The following is a 17,602-nucleotide window of genomic DNA, read 5'->3' on the forward strand; positions in this document are numbered from 1 at the left end:
GCGCTGGCGTATTAAAGCGGGGACGGCTGGGCAGAGCCAGACAACAATATCGCAGAAAACGCTCTGCAGATGGTGAGCCTGGCGCGGAAAAACTGGCTATTCTTCGGCTCAGATCACGGCGGCGATCGCGTTGCGCTGCTGTACAGCAAACTGAATGGCGTAGATTTTGAGAGCTATATGCGGCATCTGATGACAGTTATCGCCGACTGGCCGGTCACCCGCGTACCTGAACTTCTGCTGTGGAATATCATTATCCGTTCTGAAGTAGAATCAATACGGTTCAGGTTGGACGCTGACCGGCGAGAAATAATTCCGGCGATTTGATGGGATATTTAAGTGGGGGCGTTTGCAACTCCCTTTCTCATACCACCCAGGGAACCGGCGATGAAAACATCACCGCCACTACAATGGCATCAGAAACGAAAAAAGCACCCATTGGGTGCTTTTTCCTGAATTTGGTGGGTCGTGCAGGATTCGAACCTGCGACCAATTGATTAAAAGTCAACTGCTCTACCAACTGAGCTAACGACCCGCTGTGCGGTTTAAACTCTTACTCTTCGAAGTGGTGGGTCGTGCAGGATGACTCGGCCTGTGGCCTCGCCCTTCGGGCCGTTGCCGGAGGCAACGTTGTCTCGCTTTCGCTCGACCAGAACCTTTACGGTTCTCATCCTTTCCGATTTGACACCGGGTACAACTTTTAAATTGGTGGGTCGTGCAGGATTCGAACCTGCGACCAATTGATTAAAAGTCAACTGCTCTACCAACTGAGCTAACGACCCGCTGTGCGGTTTAAACTTTTACTCTTCGAAGTGGTGGGTCGTGCAGGATGACTCGGCCTGTGGCCTCGCCCTTCGGGCCGTTGCCGGAGGCAACGTTGTCTCGCTTTCGCTCGACCCGAACCTTTACGGTTCTCATCCTTTCCGATTTGACACCGGGTACAACTTTAAAATTGGTGGGTCGTGCAGGATTCGAACCTGCGACCAATTGATTAAAAGTCAACTGCTCTACCAACTGAGCTAACGACCCGCAGTGCGGTTTAAACTTTACTCTTCGAAGTGGTGGGTCGTGCAGGATGACTCGGCCTGTGGCCTCGCCCTTCGGGCCGTTGCCGGAGGCAACGTTGTCTCGCTTTCGCTCGACCCGAACCTTTACGGTTCTCATCCTTTCCGATTTGACACCGGGTACAACTTTAAAATTGGTGGGTCGTGCAGGATTCGAACCTGCGACCAATTGATTAAAAGTCAACTGCTCTACCAACTGAGCTAACGACCCACTTTTATGCTGTCAGCGCGCTTTCACTTATGCCCTGTCAACGGCGGCATATATTACTGATTTGAATTTTCAGCGCAACCACTATTTTCCAATAAGTGGTTCAACTGCTTGCCTTTCGTGCGGCAAGACCAGAAATCACTCGATATCTGGTCAAACCGCGACGATTACAGGCTCGCAGCGCGTTTTTGCGCCTGCTTTGCTGATTCAGTATTTGGATACTGTTTGATGACCTGCTGATAAACCGCTTTGGCTTTCGCATTGTCACCTTTGTCCTGCATGATCACCCCCACCTTATACAGCGCTTCCGAGCTTTTCGGTGATTTAGGGTAATTTTTGACAACAGTAGCGAAATAATAAGCAGCGTCGTCTTTCTTCCCTTTGTTGTAATTCAACTGACCGAGCCAGTAATTGGCATTCGGCTGGTAAGTAGAGTCCGGGTATTTCTTAATGAATGCCTGAAAAGCCGCAATCGCTTGATCGTATTGCTTCTTCTCCAGCACCAGCGATACCGCAGCATTGTAATCCGTGTTGGCATCACCGCTCTGCGTTGGGGCAGCAGTGCTGCTGTCGCCGCCTGTAGACGCCCCGGTAGCCGCTGCCGCAGCACCCGCACCCGCACCCGCACCAGCAGAAGCTGCATCGCCACCTGACGTGGCCTGTGCGCCACCGTTGCTGCTGATACTGTCGATTTGTTGATAGATCTGTTTCTGCCGCTCAACAACCTGATTCAGTTGGTAAGTACTTTCCTGAATCTGACCACGCAATGAGTCGATATCGCGCTGATTATCATTGAGCTGCTGCTGAAGTTGTTGAAGGAGTTGCCCCTGAGCATTAGAAATACGCTCAAGTGTAGTGACACGGTCTTCTACCGAGCCAGAGCCAACGCTACTGATTGACGCCTGGGCATTAGCGGCCCAGGGGGCCGCTACGCCAATCAGTAACGACAGACTCAACAGGTGAGTTCTGAAGCTACTAATCATGTGATTCTCTTAGTATACCAGTACGGCACGACGGTTTTTGGCATAAGCCGCTTCGTCATGACCCAGTACAGCTGGTTTTTCTTTACCGTAAGAAACGATAGAGATCTGGTCAGCAGAAACGCCTTTACCCTGCAGGTACATTTTCACCGAGTTAGCACGACGCTCGCCCAGGGAAATGTTGTACTCAGGAGTACCGCGCTCATCCGCATGGCCTTCAACGGTGACTTTATAAGACGGGTTGCTACGCAGGAATGCTGCGTGTGCATCCAGCATCTGAGAGAAGTCAGAACCGATGTCGTATTTGTCCAGACCGAAGTAGACAATGTTGTTTCTCTGCAGTTCTTGCATCTGCAGACGTGCTTGTTCTTCAGAAGACATGTTACCGTTGTTCATGCCGCTGTTAGAACCATTACCATCAGCACCCATACCGGTCTGATCGTTGTTGTTGTTTTTATGTGAGCTACATGCAGCCACAGCAATCACTGGCAGTGCCAGCAGTAAACCCTTCAGCACTTTGTTCAGTTGCATTTCTAAAATCCTATTATTGTTTGCTATACACATTTACACATGCATCACAGATACGGCGACCAGGCAGGAGATTTGACCTGTCCATCAGTTGCCGGAAGACGCGCTTTGAAACGCCCATCGGTCGAAACCAACTGCAACACGGAACCCATACCCTGAGTAGAGCTGTAGATCACCATCGTGCCGTTAGGTGCGAGACTTGGCGTCTCATCCAGGAACGTGTCCGTTAATGTTTGAACGGCTCCCGTTTCCAGATCTTGTCTGGCGATATGCTGCGCACCGCCATTGGTGCTTACCATCACCAAAGATTTACCGTCGGAGCTGACATCAGAGTTCTGATTCTGAGAACCTTCCCAGGTCAGACGCTGTGGCGCGCCGCCGTTAATATTTACTTTATAAATCTGAGGGCGACCTGCCTGATCCGAGGTATAGGCCAGGTTCTGGCTATCCGGGAACCAGGTCGGCTCAGTATTGTTGCTGCGACCATCGGTTATCTGACGCATCTGACCAGAAGCAAGGTCGGTGACATAAATATTCAGGCTACCGCTTTTAGACAGCGCGAATGCCAGCTTGCTGCCGTCCGGTGAGAACGCTGGCGCACCGTTGTGACGCGGGAACGAAGCAATTTGTTTCGTTGCTCCGGTTGCCAGTGTCTGCACCACCAGCGCTGAACGACCGCTTTCAAACGTCACGTAAGCCAGTTTGCTGGCATCCGGTGACCATGACGGTGACATCAGCGGCTGTGGAGAACGGTGAACCACGGCCTGATTGTAGCCATCGTAGTCAGAGACGCGCAGCTCATACGGGAACTGACCGCCGTTGGTGGTGACCACGTAAGCAATACGGGTACGGAACGCGCCCTTAATCCCGGTCAGCTTCTCAAACGCTTCATCACTGGCAGTGTGGGCAGCAAAACGCAGCCACTGCTTAGTCACCTTGAATGAGTTCTGTGCCAGTACAGTACCCGGAGAACCGGCAGTATCGACCAGTTGATAAGAGACCGTGTAGCTGCCATCGGCGCCAGGCTGTACCTGACCGACCACAACAGCGTCAATGCCCAGTGCGCTCCACGCGGCAGGCTGAACTTCAGATGGTGAAGTCGGCTGCTGTGGTAAACGCGCGCGATCCAGTGGGTTAAATTTACCACTGTTGCGCAAATCGGCAGCGACAATACCGCCAATATCTTCTGGTGCCGCACCCGGGCCTTCCCATTTAAACGGCACAACGCCGATAGGACGCGCGGAGTTAACACCCTGGGTAATCTCAATACGGACTTCAGCATGCAGCACGGCTGCCCACAGAAGTAAAAAGCTTAACGCTACACGAAGTGCCTGCTTCATCATTTCTCCCTTATCTGAACGCGTAGTTCTCGATAATTAGCAGTGTTTCAACGAACCATTAATGCAAAGCAATTTAGAGTACGGCATGTTTAACATAGTTCAACATGCCGAATGTTACTGCGTTACTGAGGTTTAAAAGTCATCGGTGCATTTTTAAACACTTCATACACTGCCTGGCTTGGTGGCTTAGGAATGCGGGCCTGTCTGGCTGCTGCAATCGCTGCACGACAAAGTGCCGGGTCGCCACCTTCCGCTTTCACATCTATCAACAAACCATCCGGTGCCAGTTTAATGCGTAAATCACAGCTTTTGCCACGGTATAAATCCGCATCATAGAACTTGCTTTGAATCGCGCCGACGATCTGGCCTAAATATCCATTAATCTCAGCACCTGACGCACCGGCTGTTTTCTGATTTCCCTGCCCTGCCGCCCCGCTTTTACCTTCTTTCGGGGCATTCTTACCGGAAGTCAGCCCGCCGAGAAGATCGTCGACGTCACTGGACGCCGCAGCATCAGCAGCCGCCTTCTTCTTCGCATCGGCAGCCGCTTTGGCTTTCGCCGCAGCATCCGCTTTTTTCTTCGCGTCAGCAGCGGCTTTCTCTTTAGCTGCTTCAGCCGCTTTCTCTTTCGCTTCCTGAGCCGCTTTCTCCTGCGCCTCTTTAGCATCTGCTGCCGCTTTGGCTTTCGCATCGGCTGCTGCCTTCGCTTTAGCATCGGCTTTCGCTTTCGCGTCTTCCGCCGCCTTCACTTTAGCCGCTTCTGCCGCAGCCTCTTTTGCCGCGGCCTCTTTCGCCTGCTCTTCCGCTTTTTTCTTCGCATCAGCAGCCGCTTTCTTCACTTCTTCGTCAGCCTTCTTCTTCGCCTCAGCAGCGGCTTTGGCCTGAGCATCCGCTTCCACTTTAGCATCGGCTTTCGCCTTCGCAGCTGCCGCTTCCGCCTGTTTCTGCTGCTCCTGCGCTTCTTTAGCGGCTGCCTGCGCTTGTTTCTGCTGCTCGGCCTGATCCTTAGCCTGCTGTTTCGCTTCTTCCTGAGCCTGCAAACGCTCTTTCTCCAGCTCTTTCAACCGCTGTTGTTCCGCAGCCTGCTTCTGCTGAAGCTCCTCTGCCTGCTGTTCAGCCTGCTTTTTACGCTGCTGCTCAGCCCGCTTGCTGTCATTTTGTTGATTCTGCTGACGATTATACTGTTCAACCATCGCGCCAGAATCGACCATCACGGCATCTATATCGCTCCCGCCACCGCCAGCGCTGGCGTCGATTTTTTCGTCAAACGAGCTCCAGATCAGCAATGCAATCAGAATGATATGCAGTATCACTGAGATGATAATGGCGCGTTTTAACTTATCGTTCTGCTCGGTTGCCTTCGACACTCTCGGTTCCCAAAAAACGGTTCGAATGAATTAGATCGGCTGCGTCATTAATCCGACGGACTTCACGCCCGCCTGGTGCAGCAGATTCAGCGCTTTGATGATTTCGTCATAAGGCACGTCTTTTGCGCCGCCAATCAGGAACACCGTTTTCGGGTTCTCCTGAAGTCGACGCTGCGCTTCAGCCACCACCTGCTCGGAAGGCAGCTGCTCCATACGATCGTGATCCACCACCAGGCTGTACTGACCGACACCTGACACTTCAACGATCACCGGTGGATTATCATCACTGGAGACCGTTTTTGAATCTGTCGCATCCGGCAGATCAACTTCCACGCTCTGAGTAATGATCGGTGCTGTAGCCATAAAAATCAGCAGCAGCACCAGTAGCACGTCGAGCAGCGGAACAATGTTGATCTCGGACTTGAGATCGCGGCGACCGCGACCACGCGTTCTGGCCATGGGTAACCTCCGATTACTTGCTGTTCTCGCTGGAGAACGCCTGACGATGCAGGATAGCCGTGAACTCTTCCATAAAGTTGTCGTAGTTCTGCTCAAGCTTGTTGACGCGCAGGGTCAGGCGGTTGAAGGCCATAACCGCCGGAATTGCGGCAAACAGGCCGATTGCGGTAGCGATCAGTGCTTCGGCAATACCCGGTGCAACCATCTGCAAGGTGGCCTGCTTCACCGCGCCCAGCGCGATAAAGGCATGCATAATCCCCCAGACAGTACCAAACAGACCGATATACGGGCTGATGGAACCGACGGTGCCAAGAAACGGAATATGGTTTTCCAGCGTTTCCAGCTCACGGTTCATGGAAATACGCATTGCACGGCTGGCACCTTCCACCACCGCTTCTGGCGCATGGTTATTGGCACGATGCAGTCGCGCAAACTCTTTAAAGCCGGCATAGAAAATTTGCTCAGAGCCGCCAAGCTCATCACGACGTGCCTGGCTCTCCTGATACAGACGAGACAGTTCAATACCGGACCAAAATTTATCTTCAAAAGCCTCAGCATCACGCCCTGCGGCGTTGAGTATACGGGTACGCTGGATAATGATTGCCCATGAGGCAATAGAAAATCCAATCAAAATCAACATGATAAGTTTGACCAGAAGGCTTGCCTTCAGGAACAAATCAAGAACGTTCATGTCAGCCACTGCTTGAACTCCGCGACAATAGACTTGGGAAGCGCTATCGGCTTCATTAGATGTGGGTTGATGCAGGCGATCAGAACTTCCGCTTCGTTCAGAACCTTGCCTTCAGCATTAACGATACGTTGTGCGAATGTCATAGTTGTCCTGCGCATGGCTACTATCTCGCTTTGCACTTCCAGCAAATCATCAAGGCGCGCTGGCGCAAGGTAGTCAACTGTGATTCGACGCACCACAAAAGCAAGCTGCTGTTCCAGCAGTGCTTGTTGGTTGAAATGTTGCTGGCGCAGCATTTCAGTACGTGCTCGTTCATAAAAAGCGACATAGCTGGCATGGTAAACCACGCCGCCGGCATCCGTATCTTCGTAATAGACGCGAACCGGCCATCTAAACAGCGTTGTACTCACTCTACATCCCGGTAATGCTCTTAAACGTTGCTACTATACGCAAGAGCGATCGGCTTTGGAATGGATTGCCAGAGGGTTACGAAAATAATTATCTGCAGGAAACAACTGGAAGGATTTTCGGGATGAATCTTAGACAAGTCCTGACAAAAAAAGAGATTTATCTACTTTTTAAATGGCCGTCAGTCGCCCGGCCATTGAAATCAGTCTTACAGGAAGAAGAAAGCCAGCCCCAGCACCAGGATAATCTGTGCCAGTAACGGTGAAAACAGTGTACGCCAGAGCAGGCGACGCTGGCGAAAACCAACGCCGTGAATAACGCCGGTACACACTGCCCACATCATCAGCAATCCCTGCCAGATGTAAAGTGGACTGGTTTTAGCGGCAAAGCGTGACGGTTCCCAGAACATGCAACCCGCCAACAACAGTGCCAGCACCAGAGAAAGAGCCCGTAACGGGCTCTTATCCATCACGTCATACAAGCGTGCAATCAGCTTCGCCATCACTTCTGCTCTTTCGCCTCAGCACTCTCTTCGATGTGCTCAAGCGCCAGCGCGGTGATGATGCCAAATGAACAGGCCAGCAGCGTGCCGAGAATCCAGGCAAAATACCACATTGTTCTGCTCCTTAATTAATAGAGAGAATGTTTATTGTTTTCGATCTGCTCTTTAGTGATGCGACCGAACATTTTGTAGTAACACCAGCTGGTGTACGCCAGGATAATTGGCACGAAAACTATCGCCACGAAGGTCATCAGTTTCAGCGTCAGCAAGCTGGACGTCGCATCCCACATCGTCAGGCTGACGTTGGGCACGGTGCTGGACGGCATAATAAACGGGAACATCGCCACGCCCGCCGTCAGGATCACACAGGCCACCGTCAGTGAAGAGAAGATAAACGCCCAGGCGCCCTTCTCCAGTCGGGAACAGAGGATAGTCAGTAACGGCAATGCCACGCCCAGCGCCGGGATCAGCCACAGAATCGGTGTCTGGTTAAAGTTAACCAGCCAGGCGCCGGCTTCACGCGCCACCTCTTTCGTCAGCGGATTGGATGGTGCTGCATGGTCGAGGGCTGAGGTCACGACATAGCCGTCAATACCATAAATTACCCAGATACCTGCCACTGCAAAGCCAACCATCATGACCAGCGCGGAGATTTGCGCCGCAATGCGCGCGCGCAGATGCACTTCACCGGTGGTACGCATTTGCAGGTAAGTTGCGCCCTGCGTCAGAATCATAGTCAGGCTGACAATACCGGCCAGCAGGCCAAACGGATTCAGCAGCTGGAAGAAATTGCCGGTGTAGAACAGACGCAGATATTCATCAGCATGGAACGGTACGCCCTGCAGCAGGTTACCGAACGCCACCCCAATCACTAACGGCGGCACAAAGCTGCCGATGAAAATGCCCCAGTCCCACATGCCGCGCCAGCGCATATCTTCAATCTTCGAGCGGTAGTCAAAACCGACCGGCCGGAAGAACAGCGACGCCAGCACCAGAATCATCGCCACATAGAAACCGGAGAAGGCAGCGGCATACACCATCGGCCAGGCGGCAAACAGCGCGCCACCTGCGGTGATCAGCCACACCTGGTTTCCATCCCAGTGCGGTGCAATCGAGTTAATCATGACCCGGCGTTCGGTGTCCGTGCGGCCGATAACGCGTGACAGCATGCCGACGCCCATATCGAAACCATCGGTGACGGCAAAGCCAATCAGCAAGATGCCAATCAACAGCCACCAGATAAAACGCAATACTTCGTAATCTAACATTTACCGACTCCTGTTTATCACAGCGGCTTTGACGAAAGCGTTGACTGTTCGAAGTGATAACGACCCGTTTTCAGGCTGCTTGGGCCGAGGCGCGCATATTTGAACATCAGATACATTTCAGCCACCAGGAACAGCGTATACAGACCGCAAATCAGCCCCATCGAGAACAGCAGGTCACCAACGGTCAGCGAGGAGTTCGCTACCGCAGTCGGCAACACTTCACCGATTGCCCACGGCTGACGGCCATACTCCGCAACAAACCAGCCGGCTTCGATGGCAATCCACGGTAATGGGATGCCGTACAGCGCCGCTTTCAGCAACAGACGATTTTTGCCAATACGATTACGAATGACGCTCCAGAACGACAGACCGATAATGATCAGCATCAGCACACCACAGCCAACCATAATGCGGAAGGAGAAGTAGAGTGGCGCAACGCGTGGAATCGAATCTTTGGTTGCCTGCTGAATCTGCGCTTCAGACGCGTCAGCGACGTTCGGCGTATAGCGTTTCAGCAACAGACCATAGCCCAGATCCTGTTTATGCTGATTGAATGCGTCGCGTACGGCGGGATCCTGATTACCTGAGCGCAGCTCTTCCAGCAGCTGGTAGGCTTTCATACCGTTACGGATGCGCACTTCATGCTGCACCATCAGTTCTTTCAGGCCGACAACTGGCTTATCAACAGATCGGGTAGCGATCAGCCCAAGCAGGTAGGGGATCTGAATGGCGTACTTATTCTCCTGAGTTTCCTGGTCAGGCAGGGCAAACAGCGTAAATGCCGCCGGAGCCGGTTGGGTTTCCCATTCCGCTTCGATTGCCGCCAGTTTGGTTTTCTGCACGTCACCCATTTCGTAACCAGATTCATCACCCAGCACGATGACAGACAGGATGGCTGCCATACCAAAGCTGGCAGCGATTGCGAAGGAGCGCTTGGCAAAGGCCACATCGCGACCACGCAATAAGTAGTAGGAGCTGATACCGAGCACGAACATCGCACCACAGGTATAACCCGCCGCAACGGTATGCACAAACTTCACCTGCGCAACCGGGTTGAACACCAGTTCAGAGAAGCTGACCATCTCCATACGCATGGTTTCAAAATTAAAATCAGAGGCGATAGGGTTTTGCATCCAGCCGTTTGCCACCAGGATCCACAATGCCGAGAGATTGGAACCGAGTGCCACCAGCCAGGTGACGGCCATATGTTGAACTTTGCTGAGACGATCCCAGCCAAAGAAGAATAAACCTACGAAGGTGGATTCAAGGAAGAACGCCATCAATCCTTCGATCGCCAGCGGTGCTCCGAAGATGTCACCGACATAGTGCGAAAAGTATGACCAGTTAGTTCCGAACTGGAACTCCATGGTCAAGCCTGTGGCCACGCCCAGCGCAAAGTTTATTGCAAACAACTTGCCCCAGAACTTGGTCATATCCTTATAAATTTGTTTACCCGACAGCACATATACGGTTTCCATGATCGCCAGCAAAAACGCCAGACCCAGCGTTAGCGGTACGAACAGGAAATGATACATTGCCGTCAGAGCAAACTGTAAGCGCGACAGTTCGACGATATCAAACATCTTGACCCCTTGCTCCTCGCAGGAAGACTCCAACATATGGCAAAAATAACCGACCAGTGCCAGTTATCAGTCGCCACTGTGAATGCCCAATAAAAAACGGGTGATATTGATCCAGTAAGACTGCGTAATTCCGCCCAGAACAGGCAGAGTCAGTGCAGCGGATAAATAAAGTAAAATTTACGGCTAAATGAGACATGAATATCATACGCCGCTTTATGCCAACGACAAATAATTATTAGCGTGATGCTTATCCAATTTTGGCCGTTATCCCGAATTTCGCCTGAATGCCAGATCCACGCGAAATTGACGCAACGCAATTTATACGAAAAGTAAGACGATGATCCAGTCCTAAACCTTGATATCAATTGTTTTTTTTAATCTATGTTAATGAGGGATGGGCAGAATCAGCATCGGGTAAATTCAGTGTTAAATAATTGAGTCTGTTGCGTGACAAGACATCAGTATTAATGAAAGTAACTGACATTTTTTTAACGTCACTGTAGCAATGTTATGAAGAAACTTCTGTATTAAACAGCGAATGTTCTGAGCATTAATATAACCACTGTTATTCTTTTTAGTGGTAGATACTCTTAATTAATTCACAAAACGTTCACGCTTAATATAATGATATTTAACCTTTTAAGTAAGCATAGCTGACTTCTGCTGATTTGCAGAAAAAAAGCAGGATGCAATCGGCTGACATCCTTCACTGAAGCCCGTCACGGCGCACTCCCGGCGGGAAAATCAATAAAAAAGGCCACCTGTAGGTGGCCAATAGTCGAGATTTTAAACCTGCCAGGCAGGTTTCAGACACAGCTTTTTATTGAGGTAATACCGCTTTAACCGCGTCGCCGATATCTGCCAGGCTACGCACAGTTTTCACGCCTGCGGCTTCGAGCGCAGCAAATTTCTCATCAGCGGTGCCTTTACCGCCAGCGATAATCGCACCGGCGTGGCCCATACGCTTGCCTTTCGGCGCAGTCACACCCGCGATATAACCCACTACCGGTTTGGTGACGTGATCTTTGATAAACGCCGCAGCTTCTTCTTCCGCGCTGCCACCGATTTCACCGATCATCACGATCGCTTCAGTCTGTGGATCGTCCTGGAACAGCTTCAGAATATCGATAAAGTTAGAGCCTGGAATTGGATCGCCGCCGATACCGACACAGGTAGACTGACCGTAACCGATATCGGTGGTCTGCTTAACCGCTTCATAAGTCAGGGTGCCGGAGCGTGAAACGATGCCGATACGACCTGGCTGATGGATATGGCCTGGCATAATGCCAATTTTGCATTCACCTGGGGTGATCACGCCCGGGCAGTTTGGCCCGATCATGCGCACGCCGGCTTCGTCCAGCTTCACTTTCACCGCCAGCATATCGAGGGTAGGAATACCTTCGGTGATGGTGATGATCAGTTTGATACCTGCTTCAATCGCTTCAAGAATACCGTCTTTGCAGAAAGGGGCTGGAACGTAAATCACCGAAGCCGTTGCGCCAGTCGCTTCCACCGCTTCACGCACGGTGTTAAACACTGGCAGACCCAGATGCTCAGTACCGCCTTTACCTGGCGTCACACCGCCAACCAGCTGCGTGCCATAAGCCAGCGCCTGCTCGGAGTGGAAAGTGCCCTGGCCGCCGGTGAAACCCTGGCAGATAACTTTGGTGTTTTTGTCGATCAAAATGGACATTATTTACCCTCCGCTGCAGCTACAACGCGCTGCGCTGCGTCACTCAGGCTGGTTGCTGCAATAATATTCAGACCGCTGTCTGCCAGTTTTTTGGCACCCAGCTCGGCATTGTTACCTTCCAGACGCACCACCACCGGTACGTTGACACCCACTTCGGCGACTGCGCCGATAATGCCGTCTGCAATCAGGTCACAGCGCACGATGCCACCGAAAATGTTAACAAATACCGCTTTAACCGCATCATCGGACAGAATGATTTTAAACGCTTCGGTCACGCGCTCTTTGGTCGCGCCGCCGCCCACGTCAAGGAAGTTTGCTGGTTGGCCACCGCTCAGTTTAACGATGTCCATGGTGCCCATTGCCAGACCGGCACCGTTCACCATACAGCCGATGTTCCCTTCCAGTGCCACATAGTTCAGCTCCCACTGTGCAGCGTGTGCTTCACGGGAGTCTTCCTGGCTTGGATCGCGCATTTCGCGCAGTTCGGGCTGGCGGAACAGCGCATTGCCGTCGGCAGTCAGTTTGCCATCCAGACAAACCAGATCGCCCTGCTTAGTGATCACCAGCGGGTTAATCTCAACCAGTGCCAAATCGCGCTCAAGGAACAGCGTCGCCAGACCCATAAAGATTTTGGTGAACTGGTTAACTTGCTTACCGGTCAGACCCAGCTTAAATGCCAGCTCGCGGCCCTGGTAAGGCTGTGGACCGGTTAACGGATCCAGCGCCATTTTATGAATCAGGTGCGGGGTCTCTTCCGCCACCTTCTCAATTTCCACGCCGCCTTCGGTCGAGGCCATAAACACCACACGACGGGTGCCACGGTCAACGACAGCGCCGAGGTACAGTTCTTTATCAATGTCAGTGGCCGCTTCAACCAGAATCTGGTTTACCGGCTGACCATGAGCATCAGTCTGATAGGTCACCAGACGTTTACCCAGCCAGTTTTCAGCGAAAGTACGAATGTCTTCCTTGCTGTTCACTACCTTCACACCGCCCGCTTTACCACGGCCACCGGCATGAACCTGACATTTTACCACCCACGGGCCTGCGCCGATTTTAGAGGCTGCTTCTTCCGCTTCACGTGGCGTGGTGCAGGCGTAACCGGTAGGAGCCGGCAGGCCATACCGTGCAAACAGCTGTTTCGCCTGGTATTCGTGTAAGTTCATGATGTTCTATCCATTCAGATCTGAAAAGATTTGGCCGACTTCACTTTGTCACGCTGCCGCCAGCGGCAGATAACAGAGTGAGCGATCGACCACACATAGGGTTGGGCACGGCTAAAAACCGTGCCCGACGAGGTTAAACGTCCAGCAGCAGGCGTGCCGGATCTTCCAGCATCTCTTTAACCGCCACCAGATAACCAACGGATTCGCGTCCGTCAATCAGGCGGTGATCGTAAGAGAGTGCCAGATACATCATCGGCAGGATCTCAACCTGGCCGTTGACCGCCATCGGACGATCTTTGATGGCGTGCATACCAAGAATCGCGCTCTGCGGCGGGTTGATAATTGGTGTCGACATCAGTGAACCAAATACTCCACCATTAGTAATGGTGAAGTTACCGCCGGTCAGTTCGTCTACGGTCAGTTTACCGTCACGACCTTTAACCGCCAGTTCCTTGATTTTCTTCTCGATATCCGCCATACCCAGCGCATCAACATCACGCAGTACCGGCGTGACCAGGCCACGTGGGGTAGACACCGCGATGCTGACATCGAAGTAGTTGTGGTAAACCACATCTTCACCATCGATTGACGCATTCACTTCCGGGAAACGCTTCAGCGCTTCAACCACTGCTTTGATGTAGAAGGACATAAAGCCCAGACGAACACCGTGACGCTTCTCGAAGGCTTCGCCATACTGCTTACGCAGCTGCATGATTGGCTTCATGTTCACTTCGTTGAAGGTGGTCAACATCGCCGTGCTGTTTTTCGCTTCCAGCAGACGCTCTGCCACGCGTTTGCGCAGACGAGTCATCGGCACGCGTTTTTCACTGCGACCGGCCAGAGATGGGGCTGCTGCTGGTGCCGCTGCTGGTTTCGCTTCCGCTTTTTTATCAGCTGGTTTGCTGTTCGCCAGGTGCTTCTCAACATCTTCACGGGTAATACGACCGCCAACACCACTGCCTTTAATTGCAGCAGCATCAAGATCGTGCTCAGCGATCAGACGACGGATCGCCGGGCTGAGCGCATCGTTGCTCTCTTCGTCCAGTGCCGCAGTATGGCGCTGAGACGGAGTCGACTCTTTCGTGTCTGATTTAGCAGAGGTCTCTTTGCCGCCGCTGTTACCTTCTTTCAGACGACCCAGCGCCTGACGGGAGGTTACGGTTGCACCCTCGTCTTCCAGAATGGCTTCAAGAATGCCATCAGCAGAAGCAGGCACTTCCAGCACAACTTTATCCGTTTCAATTTCTACCAGCACTTCGTCGCGGGTTACCGCATCGCCTGGTTTTTTGTGCCAGGTTGCCACGGTGGCATCGGCAACGGATTCAGGCAGGTCGGGAACGAGAATATCTACGCTACTCATTATCTATCCTTTATTTAATCAACGTTCAGCGCGTCATTAACCAGGTCTTGTTGCTGCTTCTGGTGAACGGACATGTAGCCAACTGCCGGCGAAGCGGATGCTGGGCGACCGGCGTAACGTAATGAAGCACCAAATGGCACAACCTCACGGAAATGGTGCTGACTGCAATACCAGGCACCCTGGTTTAGCGGCTCTTCCTGACACCAGACGAAATCATGTACGTGTGAATACGGCTGCAATGCATCCTGTACCGCTTTATGCGGGAAAGGATACAGCTGTTCGATACGCACAATGGCAACGTCAGTTTGTTCGTTTTTGCGACGCTGCTCTAACAGGTCATAGTAAACTTTGCCTGAGCAGAGCACGACGCGTTTAACACCTTGCGGATCAAGGTCATCAATTTCGCCGATAGCCGGTTTAAAGCCACCGGTAGCCAAATCTTCCAGGCTGGAAATGGCCAGCGGATGACGCAGCAGCGATTTCGGTGACATCACCACCAGCGGACGACGCATCCCGCGCAGCGCCTGACGACGCAGCATGTGGTAAACCTGTGCCGGAGTGGAAGGTACGCAAACCTGCATATTCTGCTCTGCGCAAAGTTGCAGATAACGCTCCAGACGCGCAGAGGAGTGCTCTGGACCCTGGCCTTCGTAACCGTGTGGCAGCAGCATCACCAGGCCGCACATCCGGCCCCACTTCTGCTCACCAGAACTGATGAACTGATCGATAACCACCTGCGCACCGTTGGCGAAATCGCCAAACTGCGCTTCCCAGATGGTCAGGGTACGGGGTTCAGCTGTGGCATAACCGTATTCAAATGCCAGTACCGCTTCTTCAGACAGCACGGAGTCCCAGACTTTAAACACGCCCTGCCCGCTGTGAACATGCTGCAGTGGGGTGTAGGTGGAACCGTTAGCCTGGTTATGAATCACCGCATGGCGATGGAAGAAGGTGCCGCGGCCCATATCTTCACCGGAAAGACGGCACGGAATGCCTTCATCTACCAGCGTGGCATAAGCGAGGTTTTCAGCTGCGCCCCAGTCAAACGGCTTGTTACCCGCCGCCATTTGCGCACGATCGTTGTAAATCTTCGCTACGCGCGACTGCATCTCAACGTTTTCCGGCACCTGACTGATACGTTTAGCCAGATCCTGCAAACGCTTAAGATCGAGGGATTCCGGATACGCTTCATCCCAGTCGTGGTTCAGATACGGTGACCAGGTGAAAGAGTGCAGGCTCATTGGACGCCATTCAGGCACCACACATTCGCCGGCATCCAGCGCATCACGGTACAGGTTGACCATTTCCGTGGCATCTTCAAGGCTGGCAACTTTTTCGGCTTCCAGCTTGTCAGCATACAACTTGCGCGGCGTCGGGTGCTTCTTGATCTTCTGGTACATAATCGGCTGCGTCGCACTTGGCTCATCAGCTTCGTTATGACCATGACGGCGATAGCACACCAGGTCGATAAACACGTCACGTTTGAAGGTGTTACGGAAATCCAACGCCAGACGGGTAACAAACGCCACCGCTTCAGGATCGTCAGCATTAACGTGGAAAATCGGTGCCAGCACCATTTTACCGATATCGGTACAGTACTGGGTCGAGCGCGCATCTTTTGGATTGGAGGTGGTGAAACCAATCTGATTGTTAATCACGATGCGAACGGTACCGCCAACTTCATAACCGCGCGCCTGCGACATGTTCAGCGTTTCCTGAACCACGCCCTGACCGGTTACGGCGGCATCACCGTGAATCGTGATCGGTAATACTTTATTGCTGCTCGGCTCGTCGAGACGATCCAGACGCGCGCGCACAGATCCCATCACCACCGGGCTAACGATCTCAAGGTGAGACGGGTTAAACGCCAGCGCCAGGTGAACCATGCCGCCTTCGGTTTCAACATCAGACGAGAAGCCCATGTGGTACTTCACGTCACCGGTGCCGAGATGCTCTTTATGCTTACCGGAGAATTCGTCGAACAGATCCTGCGGCTTTTTACCCAGCACGTTGATCAGAACGTTCAGACGACCGCGGTGCGCCATACCCAGCACCACTTCACGGGTTCCGCTTTTACCGGCGTGACGAATCATTTCGTTCAGCATCGGCACCAGCGCATCGCCACCTTCCAGTGAGAAGCGTTTTGCACCCGGGAATTTCGCCCCAAGATAACGCTCCAGACCTTCGGCCGCCGTCAGCTGTTTCAGGAAACCTTTTTTCTCATCGGTAGTGAAGTTTGCATGGCCGACTACCGATTCGATGCGCTGCTGAATCCAGCGTTTCTCTTCGGTGTTGGTGATATGCATATACTCCGCACCGATCGATCCACAGTAGGTTTGCTTCAGCGCCGCATACAGATCGGCGAGCTTCATGGTCTCTTTGCCGATGGCAAACGAGCCTACGTTAAAGCTTTCCTGGAAATCTGCGTCGTTCAGATCGTGGAAGGCAGGATCGAGATCCGGCACATTTTCCTGCTGCCACAGACCAAGTGGATCAAGGCTGGCATGCTGATGGCCGCGAAAACGAAACGCGTTGATCAGTTGCAGGACTTTGACCTGTTTGCTGTTGGTATCAGGATCGGTGACAGAAGAGGTGTAACGCGAAGCGTCTTTCGCCAGACGACGAAAATACTCGCGCGTTGAGGAGTGGAACTGCTCAGGTCTAACCCCAGTGCCAGGAAGCTGCTGGAACATCTCACGCCATGCAGCATCTACAGAGTCAGGATCGGTTAGAAAATCTTCATAGAGCTGCTCTATGTAAGACTGGTTCGCGCCGGCCAGCCAGGAAGAGTCCAGCCAGGGCTTCATCGCGCTGTTCTGCATTGTGATCCCTTAAGCATTTTATGCTTTTTTTCGAGGTTTCATTTTTTGCCGGGTTAACGGCTTGCCGTAGTACAAATACAGTTCAACGATACGAGCATTGTGCGCTATCGGCGCCCGGCCCGTAAGGGAACCTTTAAAAACGGTCGCGTATCACGCAAGCGTTTTT

15 protein-coding genes, 4 tRNA genes, 3 other RNA genes and 1 pseudogene are annotated in these 17,602 nt (G+C 52.5%); 1 reads left to right on the forward strand and 22 read right to left on the reverse strand.

Annotated features, from left to right (window positions below; all coding sequences use genetic code 11):
- Window positions 1-21: 21 nt before the first annotated feature.
- A pseudogene (locus tag ACP3TC_RS14730) lies at window positions 22-264 on the forward strand (IS66 family transposase); the annotation flags it as partial.
- 192 nt (window positions 265-456) lie between these two features.
- On the opposite strand, the gene ACP3TC_RS14735 reads toward ACP3TC_RS14730, so the two are convergent.
- The 22 genes from ACP3TC_RS14735 to sucA form a co-directional block, all read right to left on the reverse strand.
- Window positions 457-532 (reverse strand) — tRNA-Lys (locus ACP3TC_RS14735).
- 31 nt (window positions 533-563) lie between these two features.
- Window positions 564-689, reverse strand: a non-coding RNA gene (locus ACP3TC_RS14740) — RtT sRNA.
- Between the two features lie 14 nt (window positions 690-703).
- Window positions 704-779 (reverse strand) — tRNA-Lys (locus ACP3TC_RS14745).
- Window positions 780-810: 31 nt separating this feature from the next.
- Window positions 811-936: non-coding RNA, RtT sRNA (locus ACP3TC_RS14750), on the reverse strand.
- Window positions 937-950: 14 nt separating this feature from the next.
- Window positions 951-1,026, reverse strand: a tRNA-Lys gene (locus ACP3TC_RS14755).
- Between the two features lie 30 nt (window positions 1,027-1,056).
- Window positions 1,057-1,182: non-coding RNA, RtT sRNA (locus tag ACP3TC_RS14760), on the reverse strand.
- Between the two features lie 14 nt (window positions 1,183-1,196).
- Window positions 1,197-1,272, reverse strand: a tRNA-Lys gene (locus ACP3TC_RS14765).
- Between the two features lie 164 nt (window positions 1,273-1,436).
- A complete protein-coding gene (cpoB, locus tag ACP3TC_RS14770; protein ID WP_426816744.1) occupies window positions 1,437-2,252 on the reverse strand; it encodes a cell division protein CpoB in 816 nt (271 codons plus the stop codon).
- 9 nt (window positions 2,253-2,261) lie between these two features.
- Window positions 2,262-2,780: a peptidoglycan-associated lipoprotein Pal gene (gene pal / locus ACP3TC_RS14775; protein WP_313856495.1), complete on the reverse strand. Its 519-nt coding sequence runs from the start codon at window positions 2,778-2,780 to the stop codon at window positions 2,262-2,264.
- Between the two features lie 44 nt (window positions 2,781-2,824).
- Window positions 2,825-4,117 (reverse strand): Tol-Pal system beta propeller repeat protein TolB, encoded by a 1,293-nt coding sequence (tolB, locus tag ACP3TC_RS14780; RefSeq protein ID WP_313857629.1) that lies wholly within the window; start codon window positions 4,115-4,117, stop codon window positions 2,825-2,827.
- Between the two features lie 122 nt (window positions 4,118-4,239).
- On the reverse strand, window positions 4,240-5,484 hold the full coding sequence (gene tolA / locus ACP3TC_RS14785) for a cell envelope integrity protein TolA (protein WP_313856494.1): 1,245 nt from the start codon (window positions 5,482-5,484) through the stop codon (window positions 4,240-4,242).
- A 30-nt stretch (window positions 5,485-5,514) separates the two neighbouring features.
- Window positions 5,515-5,943 (reverse strand): colicin uptake protein TolR, encoded by a 429-nt coding sequence (gene tolR, locus ACP3TC_RS14790; RefSeq protein ID WP_052896869.1) that lies wholly within the window; start codon window positions 5,941-5,943, stop codon window positions 5,515-5,517.
- Window positions 5,944-5,956: 13 nt separating this feature from the next.
- On the reverse strand, window positions 5,957-6,634 hold the full coding sequence (gene tolQ / locus ACP3TC_RS14795; RefSeq protein ID WP_313856491.1) for a Tol-Pal system protein TolQ: 678 nt from the start codon (window positions 6,632-6,634) through the stop codon (window positions 5,957-5,959).
- On the reverse strand, window positions 6,631-7,044 hold the full coding sequence (gene ybgC, locus ACP3TC_RS14800; protein WP_313856490.1) for a tol-pal system-associated acyl-CoA thioesterase: 414 nt from the start codon (window positions 7,042-7,044) through the stop codon (window positions 6,631-6,633). The genes tolQ and ybgC overlap by 4 nt, the downstream gene beginning before the upstream one ends.
- Window positions 7,045-7,250: 206 nt before the next feature.
- On the reverse strand, window positions 7,251-7,544 hold the full coding sequence (gene ybgE / locus ACP3TC_RS14805; RefSeq protein ID WP_313856489.1) for a cyd operon protein YbgE: 294 nt from the start codon (window positions 7,542-7,544) through the stop codon (window positions 7,251-7,253).
- A complete protein-coding gene (gene cydX / locus ACP3TC_RS14810; RefSeq protein WP_313856488.1) occupies window positions 7,544-7,657 on the reverse strand; it encodes a cytochrome bd-I oxidase subunit CydX in 114 nt (37 codons plus the stop codon). The genes ybgE and cydX overlap by 1 nt, the downstream gene beginning before the upstream one ends.
- A 15-nt stretch (window positions 7,658-7,672) precedes the next feature.
- Window positions 7,673-8,812: a cytochrome d ubiquinol oxidase subunit II gene (gene cydB, locus ACP3TC_RS14815; RefSeq protein WP_313856486.1), complete on the reverse strand. Its 1,140-nt coding sequence runs from the start codon at window positions 8,810-8,812 to the stop codon at window positions 7,673-7,675.
- Between the two features lie 17 nt (window positions 8,813-8,829).
- The gene (gene cydA / locus ACP3TC_RS14820) at window positions 8,830-10,395 is read right to left on the reverse strand and encodes a cytochrome ubiquinol oxidase subunit I (protein ID WP_313856485.1); all 1,566 of its coding nucleotides are present in this window, start codon (window positions 10,393-10,395) and stop codon (window positions 8,830-8,832) included.
- An 820-nt stretch (window positions 10,396-11,215) separates the two neighbouring features.
- Window positions 11,216-12,088, reverse strand: coding sequence for a succinate--CoA ligase subunit alpha (gene sucD, locus ACP3TC_RS14825; RefSeq protein WP_313856483.1), 873 nt, complete (start codon window positions 12,086-12,088; stop codon window positions 11,216-11,218).
- Window positions 12,088-13,254, reverse strand: a complete 1,167-nt coding sequence (gene sucC, locus ACP3TC_RS14830) for an ADP-forming succinate--CoA ligase subunit beta (protein ID WP_313856482.1) — start codon at window positions 13,252-13,254, stop codon at window positions 12,088-12,090. The genes sucD and sucC overlap by 1 nt, the downstream gene beginning before the upstream one ends.
- Window positions 13,255-13,387: 133 nt before the next feature.
- Entirely contained in the window at window positions 13,388-14,614 is a 1,227-nt protein-coding gene (gene odhB / locus ACP3TC_RS14835; protein ID WP_313856481.1) for a 2-oxoglutarate dehydrogenase complex dihydrolipoyllysine-residue succinyltransferase, read from the reverse strand.
- A gap of 14 nt (window positions 14,615-14,628) precedes the next feature.
- The gene (gene sucA, locus ACP3TC_RS14840; RefSeq protein WP_313856480.1) at window positions 14,629-17,436 is read right to left on the reverse strand and encodes a 2-oxoglutarate dehydrogenase E1 component; all 2,808 of its coding nucleotides are present in this window, start codon (window positions 17,434-17,436) and stop codon (window positions 14,629-14,631) included.
- Window positions 17,437-17,602: the final 166 nt, after the last annotated feature.

It is taken from the genome of Winslowiella sp. 2C04 (assembly GCF_050037805.1).
GTDB lineage: Bacteria > Pseudomonadota > Gammaproteobacteria > Enterobacterales > Enterobacteriaceae > Erwinia > Erwinia toletana_A.

Coding starts and splice junctions, on each gene's coding strand:
- odhB (WP_313856481.1), bottom strand. CDS start 14,614: ATGAGTAGCGTAGATATTCTCGTTCCCGACCTGCCTGAATCCGTTGCC.
- tolQ (WP_313856491.1), bottom strand. CDS start 6,634: ATGAACGTTCTTGATTTGTTCCTGAAGGCAAGCCTTCTGGTCAAACTT.
- sucC (WP_313856482.1), bottom strand. CDS start 13,254: ATGAACTTACACGAATACCAGGCGAAACAGCTGTTTGCACGGTATGGC.
- tolR (WP_052896869.1), bottom strand. CDS start 5,943: ATGGCCAGAACGCGTGGTCGCGGTCGCCGCGATCTCAAGTCCGAGATC.
- sucD (WP_313856483.1), bottom strand. CDS start 12,088: ATGTCCATTTTGATCGACAAAAACACCAAAGTTATCTGCCAGGGTTTC.
- cpoB (WP_426816744.1), bottom strand. CDS start 2,252: ATGATTAGTAGCTTCAGAACTCACCTGTTGAGTCTGTCGTTACTGATT.
- sucA (WP_313856480.1), bottom strand. CDS start 17,436: ATGCAGAACAGCGCGATGAAGCCCTGGCTGGACTCTTCCTGGCTGGCC.
- ybgE (WP_313856489.1), bottom strand. CDS start 7,544: ATGGCGAAGCTGATTGCACGCTTGTATGACGTGATGGATAAGAGCCCG.
- cydX (WP_313856488.1), bottom strand. CDS start 7,657: ATGTGGTATTTTGCCTGGATTCTCGGCACGCTGCTGGCCTGTTCATTT.
- tolB (WP_313857629.1), bottom strand. CDS start 4,117: ATGAAGCAGGCACTTCGTGTAGCGTTAAGCTTTTTACTTCTGTGGGCA.
- cydB (WP_313856486.1), bottom strand. CDS start 8,812: ATGTTAGATTACGAAGTATTGCGTTTTATCTGGTGGCTGTTGATTGGC.
- pal (WP_313856495.1), bottom strand. CDS start 2,780: ATGCAACTGAACAAAGTGCTGAAGGGTTTACTGCTGGCACTGCCAGTG.
- cydA (WP_313856485.1), bottom strand. CDS start 10,395: ATGTTTGATATCGTCGAACTGTCGCGCTTACAGTTTGCTCTGACGGCA.